General features: G+C 34.9%; 2 protein-coding genes and 1 pseudogene. All 3 read right to left on the reverse strand.

What is annotated here, in order from left to right; genetic code table 11:
• Window positions 1-69: 69 nt before the first annotated feature.
• The 3 genes and pseudogenes from AC3WVZ_RS27700 to map all read right to left on the reverse strand — a co-directional run bounded on the left by AC3WVZ_RS27700 (window position 70) and on the right by map (window position 12,083).
• A complete protein-coding gene (locus tag AC3WVZ_RS27700; RefSeq protein WP_233935709.1) occupies window positions 70-1,470 on the reverse strand; it encodes a M28 family metallopeptidase in 1,401 nt (466 codons plus the stop codon).
• A gap of 489 nt (window positions 1,471-1,959) precedes the next feature.
• A pseudogene (locus AC3WVZ_RS27705) lies at window positions 1,960-10,517 on the reverse strand (SpaA isopeptide-forming pilin-related protein).
• Between the two features lie 771 nt (window positions 10,518-11,288).
• Entirely contained in the window at window positions 11,289-12,083 is a 795-nt protein-coding gene (gene map, locus AC3WVZ_RS27710; protein WP_003313889.1) for a type I methionyl aminopeptidase, read from the reverse strand.
• Between the last annotated feature and the right edge of the window lie 82 nt (window positions 12,084-12,165).

Below are 12,165 nucleotides of genomic sequence, written 5' to 3' on the forward strand. Positions count from 1 at the left end.
TATGCTTTTATGCATATATATTTTTTCTCAATAAAAGACCACTGATAAAATCAGTGGTCTTTTAAATGATTAAGCAGCTTTCTGTTCAGTTTGAGGAACAGGTTTTTGAAGCGAGTTATAAACTCCTGTTCCGATAACGTCTAATGCCATTCTCATTCGTTCAGGTGAAATGTTTTCTAATACGTTATCTTGAGGTGTATGGTATACCTTCTCAATATGATAGATTAATGGATTCCAACTATCGACACCCATCCAAATGAATAGAGCAGCAGGAATACCAGCTTCAGCAAATGGAACATGATCACTAGAACCAAATTTACCTTGTAGGACGAGGTCATTATTTAGTTGTTTACCTGCTTGCAAGGCAGCGTCTGTTACAAAGTTTGTAGAGCCATCAGGTGTCATAGCGTATAAATTCTTTGCTTTATCATAATTTGTTGCAACCATGTCGGCGTTAAAGACACCTAAAATACGGTCGCGTTCTTTCTGGGATAGACTATTCACGTAATAATCCGAACCAAGTAATCCAGTTTCTTCAGAACCAAAGGTAATAAAGCGAATTTCTTTATCAGTTTCTACATTTTGAAAAGCACGAGCTAGTTCTAATAATAATCCAGTTCCAGAAGCATTATCATTTGCGCCAGGTGCTCCGACAACACTATCATAGTGCGAGCTTACAACGACTGCTTTCTCATTACCTGTACTCTTTTTTGGTTTCTTTTTGGCGATAACATTTAGAGATGTTAATTTAGATTCATGTCTCGCTTTTAGGGAAAGAATTGTTGTCCCTTTTTTAGCGATTTCTTCTTTAAATGCATTTCCTTGCGCATAAGCAAGACCAAAGACAGGGATAGACTGCTTTTTCGTTAGGCGGGGATTGAAGGTTTGTCCATAATTTCCGCGTCCGCCAATTAAACTGTATAAAAGAACACCTTTTGCCCCTTTGCTAACAGCATTTTCAACTTGTTTATTATAGTCTGTAACTGTCGTTCCTCTTTCAAATAAAACAATTTTACCGTTTACTTCATTTGGAATATCTTCTAATTTTGTCCCACCTTGAACAAAGATAAGGGGGGCTGTAACAGCTTCTGTAGAAATGAGTGCATTAGGAGCAGCACCAGCTTGCCAATTACGTTTTGTTGATAGTGGTGATTCAATGAATCCAACGTATTGATCGGGCACCTGAAATGGTTGATATTCTACGTCATAGCCCATTGATTTAAGCTGCATACCAATGTAACGAGAAGCCCATTCTTCGGATTTTGTTCCACCGGGGCGAGGGCCAATTGTTTCAGATAAGAAACGAACATGTTCAATCGCGCGGTTTGGATCAATCTGTTTTGTAATAGATGGAGTTTGTGTAACCTCTGACGTGGAATCCGCTTTTGCTTGCCCAATTGGAGCTAAGCTAACAGCGAGTGATACAGCAAGCAAAGAGCTTACTATTTTTTGTTTCAATGATTTTCTCATTTTTTCCTCTCCTATTCTTCTATTCTCTGTGACTGACAAAAGAAGACGGATAATGACTTTATTTTACCTTCGAGTCTTTTATTTTTCAATATTCTGACATTGAGAAATAAAAACAATATATGCATATTTGCATATTTTTGAGGAAGATATGTATGCTATCATTTTAAACGAAGGTTCGCTTTCTACTCTGAAAGCTCCTACATTGCATGAATCTAGTGTACCCAAACTTTAGATTATGTAGAGAAATGGAACCACTGTAGGGTTTCATTTCTCATGTTTGAATCAGTTGATGGTAATTATGTTTCCGCATTTCATAATTATTATCAGTGATATATGTAAGGCATCCATATGAAAATAAGAGGCTGTTCAAAGGTTTTCCGTACTTTTGGGCAGCCTCACCCCGTTAAAAGGACGATACTTTATGTATCGTCCTTTTTGTATAAAAAAACATCCAATCAATTGAGAGATTGATTGGATGTGAAAAAATTATTAATAATTTTTTTTGCGTTTTGTAGCCAAAATACTTAATAATCCAGCTAGTAGAAGAAGGATACCTACTGTTTGTGTAGGGTCTTCTTTATGACCTGTATTTGGAAGGTGTTTATCCGTATTTCGATCATCTTGCTGTTTGTTATCTGTTTTATTCGATGTTTCTTCGGAAGTTCCGTTTTCGTGTTTCTCAGATGTTTCATTGCCTTTGTTCTCTTCTTTATTTGGAGGAGTAACTGGCTTGTCATCTCCACCTGACGAAGATTCAATCTTTTTATTTGAAACTGTAATTTGTAGTGGTGTAGCTTGGGCTTTATCAATTGTAAAGTTTATTGGTGATGCATCTAATTGATAGCCTTTAGGAGCCTGTGTTTCTACTAATTGATAATTACCAGGTTTCAAATCATTTACGATTACTTTTCCGTGTTGGTCTGTTTTTAAACCTTCTCGGATGATTTTTCCATCTTGGTCTAAAATATTGAAAATGGCACCTTCAAGTGTTCCATGGTGATCAATATCAACTTTAGTTAACTCAATTGAACCTGTTGTTAAACTATTTAAAGCTGTAACAGAGGTAATCTGAGATTGTCCTTTCGTAATTGTGAAAGGAATTGGTTTAATGTTTAAATCATAGCCAGTTGGAGCTTTCGTTTCAATGAACTGATAATCTCCCGGACGTAAATCAGAAACAGAAATCTTCCCATCTTTATCAGTAGTTAAATCAGTGCGAACAATTTTACCTTTCGCATCGATGATGTTAAACACTGCATCAGAAAGTTTTGTATCTGGATTTATATCATCCACTTTTACTAATTCTACAGCACCCTCAGTTAAACTATTTGTAGCAGTAACTTGGAGCTTTTCTTTTTGGCTTTTCTTAATTGTAAACTTAATAGGTGTACTATCTAATTTATAGTGTTCAGGAGCTTTCGTTTCAACAAACTGATAGTCCCCAGGACGTAAATCAGAAACAGAAATTTTTCCGTGTACATCTGTTGTAAGCTCAGTACGAATGTCGTTACCATTCAGATCAGTAATTTTAAATACCGCATCTTTAAGAGCAGTACCATCTACATCATCCACTTTAGAAAGTTCCACAGCGCCTTTCGTTAAGCTATTTGTAGCTGTAACGGAGATAGGATCAGCTTGGCTCTTTGTAATTGTGAATGGAATCGGCTCTTTGTTTAAATCGTAGTGTTTCGGAGCCGTTGTCTCGATGAATTGATAATCACCAGGACGTAGGTCAGAAACGCTAATTTTACCTTGTTGATTCGTAACAAGATTTTTGCGAATTACAGTACCATTCATATCCACAATTTTAAATACTGCGCCTTCAAGAGTAGTGCCATCGACGTCATCCACTTTAGAAAGTTCCACGCCGCCTTTTGTTAAACTATTTTTCATAGTAACGGTAGCAATAGCTTTTTGGCTTTTTTCAATTGTAAATATAATTGGTTTTTTGTCTAAATCATAGTGTTCAGGAGCCGTTATTTCAACGAATTGATACGTACCAGGACGTAAGTTTTCGATAACGATTTTACCTTCGCTGTTTGTTTTTAAATCTGTTTTAAGTACTTTGCCATCTTGATCTAGTAAATTAAATACCGCATCAGCAAGTTTTGTTTGAGTGTTTAAATCATCAACTTTAAGTAATTCGATACTACCTTGTTTTAAGCTATTTGTAGCAGTTAAAGAAATAGCTTTCTTCTGTCCTTTTTCAATAGTGAATTTGATTGGTGTTTCATCTAAAACGTAATGCTTCGGAGCTTTCGTTTCGATAAATTGGTAATCACCAGGACGTAGGTCGTTAATTTCGATTATTCCTTGTTCATTTGTAACAAGGTCTTTATGAACTACATCACCATTCATATTAACAATTTTAAATACTGCATCTTTAAGAACAGTGCCATCAACATCATCAACTTTAGAAAGTTTAACTGCACCCTTTGTTAAAGTATTTGTAGCAGTGACATGAAGAGTTTCAGTTTGGCTCTTTTTAATTGTAAATACGATAGGTCTTTTATCTAAATCGTAATGTTCAGGAGCAATTGTTTCAACGAATTGATACGTACCAGGACGTAGGTTTTCAACAACAATTTTACCTTCATCATTTGTTTTTAAGCCTTCTTTAACTAGCTCTCCGTCTGCATCTAATAAATTAAATACGGCGTTAGCAAGTTTTGTATTTATATCAATATCGTCAATCTTTGTTAGTTCAACGCTACCGTTTTTCAAAGCATTTTTGCCTGTAACATTGATCTCTTTCGTTTGACTTCTTTCAATTGTAAATGGAATCGTTGTTTCATCTAATACATAGTGCTCAGGAGCTTTTGTTTCAATGAACTGATAGTCTCCAGGGCGTAAATCAGAAACAGAAATTTTACCGTTTTTATCTGTAACAAGATTCGTATGAACTTCCTTACCATTCATATCAACAATCTTAAAGATTGCACCTTCGAGCATCGTACGATCGATGTCGTCAATTTTTGTTAATGTTACTGCACCTTTCTTTAAACTGTTAGTAGCAGTAACAGTAATATTCTCTTTTTGACTTTTTTCGATAGTGAATGGAATAGGGTCTTTGCTTAAGGTATAGTCTTTTGGAGCTTTTACTTCAATAAATTGATAGTCTCCAGGACGTAAATCAGAAGCAGAAATTTTACCGTTTTTATCAGTCGTTAAACCTTTGCGAATTACCTTTTTAGTATCATGAGCGTCAACGATTATAAATTCTGCACCTTCAAGAATAGTGCCATCAACATCATCAACTTTTGTTAAAGTGACGCCACCTGTAAGTAAACTGTTTTTTACAGTAACAGGGATAGGAAGATCTTCCTTACTACCTTTTTTAATTGTGAACTTAATAGGTGTTTTGTCTAATTTATAATGTTCAGGGGCTTTTGTTTCGATAAATTGATAATCCCCTGGTGCTAAATCAGGAATAACTAATACTCCGTAATCATCTGTTGTTAAATCTTTCATAATTTCTTTGCCAGTTGCATCTTGCAATGTGAATACAGCGCCGGCAAGAGCTTTACTACTTTCCACATCATCTTCTTTAATAAGTTTAACTTTTCCTTTCGTTAAACTATTTTTAAATGTAAGTGGAAGGAGTTTTTGTTGTCCTTTTTCGATTGTAAATTCAATTGGTTCTACATTTACATCGTAATAAGTTGGAGCCTTTGTTTCGATAAGCTTATAGTTACCAGGACGTAAGTCATCTACAACTAGCATTCCTTTACTATTCGTAACAAGGTCCGTACGAACATCTTCATTAGTATCTCTATTAACGATTTTAAATACAGCACCTTCAAGTGTTTCCTTTTCATCTGCAGCATTCACTTTTGTTAACTCAATACCGCCTTTTGTTAAGCTGTTTTTAGCGGTAACAGTAGCCTGAGTTGTTTGACTTTCTGTAATCGTAAATTTAATTGGTTTTGTATTTTTGTCGTAATACTTCGGTGCTGTTACTTCGATAAATTTATAATCGCCAGGGCGTAAGCCAGTAGCGATAGCTTTACCATCCGCACCAGTTTTTACATTTTCGCGAATAACTTTCTTTTCATCATTTGCATCAACAATTTTAAATACAGCACCTTCAAGAGCTGTACCATCGATATCATCAACTTTTGTTAATTCAACATCTCCTGGTTTTAAAGCATTTTCAGCTTTCACAAGTAGAGTTTCTTTCTGACTTCTATCGATTGTAAATTCAATAGGTTCTGCTCGTAAAACGTAATGTTCAGGAGCAGCTATTTCAATAAATTTATACGTACCAGGACGTAGGTTACTAACTTTAACTTTACCGTGTTTATCAGTAGTTAAGTTAGTGTGAGGGGAAACGTCATTATTATTTGTATCGACAAGTTTGAATACCGCACCTTCTAGTGGTTTTTTCTCACCAAACTCATCAACTTTTAATAATTCAACCTCGCCCGTTTTTAAGCTGTTATTTGCCGTAACAGTAGCAAGAGCTTGTTGGCTTTTATCAATTGTAAACTCGATAGGGTTTGTACTTAACGTATAATCCTTAGGAGCTTCTGTTTCGATAAATTTATAAGCACCAGGCTCTAAATCTTTAACGGTAACTTTTCCATCTGAACCTGTTTTTATATTTTCACGAATTACTTGTTTCTCGTCATTCGCATCGACAATTTTAAATACAGCACCTTCAAGGGCAGTGCCATCGACATCATCGACTTTCGTTAAAGTGACACCACCTTTAATGAGGTGATTTGTCGCTGTAACAGTAAGTGCTTTCTGTTGGCTCTTTTCAACTGTAAATTTAAGCGGTTTTTTATCTATTTCATAATGTTCAGGTGCTTTTTCTTCAACAAATTGGTACTCTCCAGGAAGTAAATTTTTCGCTTCGATTTGTCCGTTACCATTTGTCGTTAATTTGGTATAACCAGGAATTCTTTTGTTATTTCGGTCCCGTACACTAAATACTGCACCTTCTAAAGTATTACCCTCTTTATCAACTTTTGTTAGGATAACTGAGCCTCTAATCAAGTTGTTTTGGGCCTCTTTATTAATTACTGTTGTTTGATCTTCCTCGATTGTAAATTCAATAAGTCGATCATCTAATTGATAATGTTCAGGAGCCTTTATTTCTTTTAAGTAGTAAGTTCCTGGTTTTAAATTATCTACAGTAATTTGTCCTTTATCATTTGTTATTAATTCTTTATGTTCAGGAATGACATTATGGTTTTGATCAAGCAGAGAGAAAACTGCATTTTTAAGCTTTTCTTTGTTATGAGCATCAGTCTTTGTAAGTACTACTTTTCCAACAAATTTCTCGTTTTTAAGAGTATATGTTGTAGTTTCTTCTGCACCAAGCTTAACAAGTTTACCTGCTTTTAATTCTTTACTAATGACATAGCCATCAAGAGTTTTCATTTCTCTGAGCAGATATTCATCGCGTTTTAAGTTGTTAAACTGAGCGATACCATTTTTGTCTGTTGTAATTGTTCGAATAGCAGTTGTACCTGTGCGATCGAATAAAGTAAATACTACGCCAGATAAAATTTTATTTGGATCTGCATTATCTACTTTTTTAATTTGAAGGTTTCCGCGTCCCTTAGTAGCAGAACCGCCTCCAGATCCAGAAGATACTTTAACTACTATTTCTTCAATTTTTTCAGTTTCTGTTAATTTCAAACTATTACCAGTAATCTTCGCTTTATTGCTTACCTTTTCATTATTATCTGCATTAATGAGTGAACGGTATTCTAAAATATAAGCTCGATCAATAGTATGAAGAAATTCAATTGTAAATTGTTGTTTCCCCGTATTGTTGTCTGTTGTTATTTTGAGTTTATAGTCTTTTCCTTCTTTTAATTCGTTTGTTGTATCTTTCGTTAAAGTGCCATCCACGGCTACTGTTGTCCCATATAGGTGGAATGACTTTTCATCGAGAATTTGATTGTCTGTCGGATCGTCTGTTACGACAGCATTTTCAATCGTTGATTGACTTGCATTAATAGAAACGCTCCAATCAATGTACTTGTCATTTTGTTTTGCTTTTTTCGTAACGCCGCTACCACCATTTTTGATCTCGAATGCACCATGAATATTGGCGATAGTTTCCGATCCATCTTTTAATTTGGCGTAATTATCATAGCGCTTATTAATTTCTTCACCTGCAAGTGAAGTTTTAAAGCTGATATGGTACGCTGTTTTAATTTCATTTTTAAAATGAATCGTTAATGTATTTTTATTATCTTTCGTTGCATTTTCTACCGTATATTCGTCAGGGGAAACAAGTGCCCCTAATTTATAACCGTCTGCACCACCAGTTAATTCCATATGATGAATCTCAATGGAGTCTGGTATAAGTTTTTGATTGTTTTCTAGTACGTCAACGATAGAAGGGTCTTTAATAGTCCTGTTATTATAGTTAAACCCTATGTCCCATTTGATTTTTTTCGTTTGGGCATTGTAAGAACCGTATTTAAATCCGTTTCCTTTTGTATAGCCGTCAGGATTGAATCTATCATGAGATTTACTATTTTTATCGTTCCCATTTATATCTTTCCATGATAACTCAGCTGTATTTTTGAATGATTTATTATCATCCTTTTTAGATAGAGTCTCGTAATTAAAGTCTGTTGTGTACGTGATGGTTAAAGTTTTATCCATATTAGACTTATAACTACCAGCTAGTGTTACTTTGAATCCGTCAGCTGTTACATCAAGTGTGTAATCAGAGTCTAATTTCAGTTCAGTTGATCCATCAGTAATTTTGAAACTATCTTTTTGTAATGTAAGTCCACTATAGTCAAACGTATCAGTGATAACAGCATCATTTAACACGTAATTGTTATCATTTACAATAATTGTCCATTTCGTTGTTTTCTTATTGTAATCTGTATCGTTTGCATTTTTATTATGTTTCTTTATGATGTTTTGTTGTTGTAATGTAACTTTGTTTGTTTTACTCCATTTTCCATCTGCAATAATTGTATTTTCGATTTCGCCATCTTGTATAACATCATTCTTGGCTTTCGATGTATAAGTAATCACATAGGCACTATTAATATCTTCATTAAATTGTAAATCAAATCCCTCATCGGTTTCTTTTACAGTAAAGTTTGTGGCGTTGTCACCTGTAACAAGTTTTCCGTTATTATCATAAGAAGCATTTTTAACCACGATAGAACTTGCATCAACTTTATGAGATTTGTCCAAGATGTCTTTTAAAAGCGCATCAGATTGTTTAATATCTCTTTGGTCACCGTTGAAAGTAATTGTCCATTCAATTGTTTGTGTTTTTGGATTATATTTACTAGTTTTCTCTAGATGTGTACCGCGTGAAACAGTTACAGTTGCATTTGCGGATACATCTCCTTGATTCTTGCTGGATACTTTTGCTTCATTTTTGAAACTAGTAACACTTTCGTCAGTAATTTTTGTCGCATATTCAATTTGATATGCTTTTTTCGTTTCATTTTTAAAAGCGATATTTAATTTATCGGAGGATGAAGTGAGTGTATATTCTTCTTTACTAACTTCGGCTCCACGAGTCGTTTTCCCGTTAATATCTACTTCTAACTCATAAACCTTAATAGAATCTTCATTGAGACTGGCTCCATTTGGAATATTGTCTTGGAAGACAGCGTTTGTAAGAATGTCTTTTGTTTTGTTCATTTCGACTGTCCAATTGATTTGATTCGTATTAATCGGTCTATCAGGTATACCTTTTTTATTCATAGATTTCTTTACATTAGGTTTGAAATCAAGCTCGATAATAACGTCTTGTTCTTTAATTGGGAAAGGAATTTTTTGTTCCGTAGTCCCTTTAATTTTTGTTTTATTGAATTCCGTACCAACTTTTAAATGACCATCTATATTAGGATTGTCTTCAACGTACTCGTTAAAAGTCATAGTTACTTTCCGTTTAAGTCAACAACGAACGTCCCAATTTCATGTCCTGTTCCATCAACTAAAGGCTGTGTAATGGTGTTGTGGACGATAAAATATTCCGGAAGTTGGAAAATATAGTAATCTCCCTTTTTTACTTTTAATGATTCTAAAACTTCCCATGTAAAATCGATATTGGCAGCAGAATCAGGATTTGGACGATTATCTGTATCATTAAATGGTTTTCCGTCTTTATCTGTTAATTTTACGCTTGTTAAAATATTTTCTTTAATTTGCTTAGGTGATGGGTCTGGATTTTCAACAGGTTGCCCTGTTGTGTTATCACCAGGGTTCTCAGTAGGTTGCTGTGTCCCGCCATCTTTTGGCTGTTCAGTAGGCTGCTGAGGATTCCCGTCTTTCGGCTGTTCCGCAGGTTGCTGAGTGTTCCCGTCTTTTGGTTGTTCCGCAGGTTTCTGCTGTGTCTCACCATCTTTTGACTGTTTCGCAGGCTGCTGAGGATTCCCATCTTTTGGTTGTTCCGCAGGTTTCTGCTGTGTTTCACCATCTTTTGGCTGTTCAGTAGGTTGCTGTGCGTCACCGTTCTTTTGCTCTTCGGTAGTCTGCTTAGTATCATCACTATTAATAGTAGGTGAAGTAGGGTTATCTACTTGAACAGGAACTGAGATAGTCTTAGCTACTGTACCTAGAGGGAAAGTGAGTGGGACGGCTTTTATGCCAGGTTTTAAATCTGGATTGAATACAGTGTCAAATTTAATTTTTCCCTTAACACCTTTTGAATCTTTTACTGAATTGTTAAAGACTATTTTCATTTTGTTATCGTTTGCCGTAACAAAATATTGACCAATAATTTGTTGATCTGCCATCAAGTTTCCTTGTTGGTCATTTTTTACTTTTAATGCGTTAGGTATTTGAAGAACTGTTGCATCTTTTTCTTGTGCAATTTGATGATCTTTTATTGACCAAGCATATTCTAGGTGAATGATTGATCCTGCATTTATTAAGTTTTTAGGATTTAATGCTTCGTCAATAATATGATTCGTTGCATCTTTCATTTCAACAGTGTCAAATAAGGAATCTCCTGTTAAGGTTTCCGCTTTTACTTGATTGTATGGAAAACTAGCAAGTTGCGAAAATAGTACGAATACAATTAAACATACATTGAAAAGTTTTTTCATTTTTCCTCCTCTGAACATTCATTTGTCCATTGGGGACTTATTCCACATGAACAAATGGAATATTAAAAGTATTTGTTATAAGCTATTTATTTTTGCTATCCCTCCGTTTCTATACGCGTTCTCAGACAAACAGGATTATGTTCAAAGTAAAATTGTTTAACGTAAAACAAAATGTATATTTACACAGTTCTATGGAAATATACACAATTCGACAAAAAATGTCGAAAAAAATACTGATATAAAGAATGATATCAGACCTTTATATGTGAGATAGTTTTCATGTATATCTAGTAAAAAAGAATGGTTATAAAGGTAAGTTTTACGATACATACTAACCAATGTAGTGTATCCCTTTGTGAAGGCTTATTTTTGCCTTAAAGTTATGTGGAGATAAAAAGCTAGATAGGGTTGGTTTTGGTCAGAATGAAGACAATACGTACTTTGAAAATAGTCATTTATTTTGTCTAAAGAGAGTTGTGCGATTAGTGGACCGAAGTTGAAAGATGATAGTTTCTTACATTGTTAGAGGAATATAAGGATTACAGAATATTCGACTAACACGTTACTACGGTCATTTTTGAGACTGTTTAAACAATAAGAAAGAAGGTGTTTTTAGTTACAATATCTTTTTAGTAAAGATAAGCTTAAGTAACCTCCGCTAAAGATTATATACTTAAATGATAAAGAGTTCAACAGTAGTTCACATATTTTCCCAAAAATAAAAACGGCTGTTTTATGTGGAATAAATCTACAAAACAGCCGTTTTTGGTATTAGATTTCTGTTAAAATTATTGGTTCGCCGCGCGTTACGACAACCGTATGTTCACATTGTGCAACAAGACTTTTATCGGGTGTAACGAATGTCCAGCCGTCGTCACCACGTTCAATAATATGATCAGCTTTCATAGAGATGAACGGTTCTACAGCGATAACAAGACCGTCTTTTAGAAGCGCATTATCCATTGGATCATAGTAACTTAAAATGTGATTTGGTGCTTCATGTAAGCTAAGACCAATGCCGTGACCAGTTAAGTTTTGAATAACATTGTATCCACTTTTATGTGCGAAGTTTGAAACAGCACGACCAATTTGATTTTGTTTTGAGCCAGCTCTAACCTTTTTCATTGCTGCCCAAAATGCATCAACCGCTGCTTGGCAAAGCTTTTCTTTTGCTTCGTCTTCTCCAAGAACAAATGAGATACCTGTATCTGCATAATAGCCATCAAGTGCAGCAGATACATCGACGTTTACTAAGTCGCCTTCTTTTAATACGCGATCTCCTGGAATACCATGAGCAACTTCCTCATTTACACTAATGCAAGTTACACCTGGGAAATCATATTCTTTTTCAGGTGCAGAAATAGCACCATGCTCATCTAATACTTTTTTACCGATCAAATCAAGCTCTTTCGTTGTCATACCTGGCTTCGCTTGTTTTTTCATTTCTTCACGTGCAAGCGCAACGATGCGGCCGATTTTTCGTAAGCCTTCTAAATCTTGTTCATTACGAATAATCATGAAAACCACTGTCCTTCCTCGAATATATATCTTATCCGATTGTATCATGTTTATTTTCGTCCTGCTACTCGCTTGCGGTATGCGGGTTGATTCCTCTCATAAAGAATACATGACAATTGTCATATCGATG

This window comes from Bacillus sp. CPT56D-587-MTF (assembly GCF_058792335.1).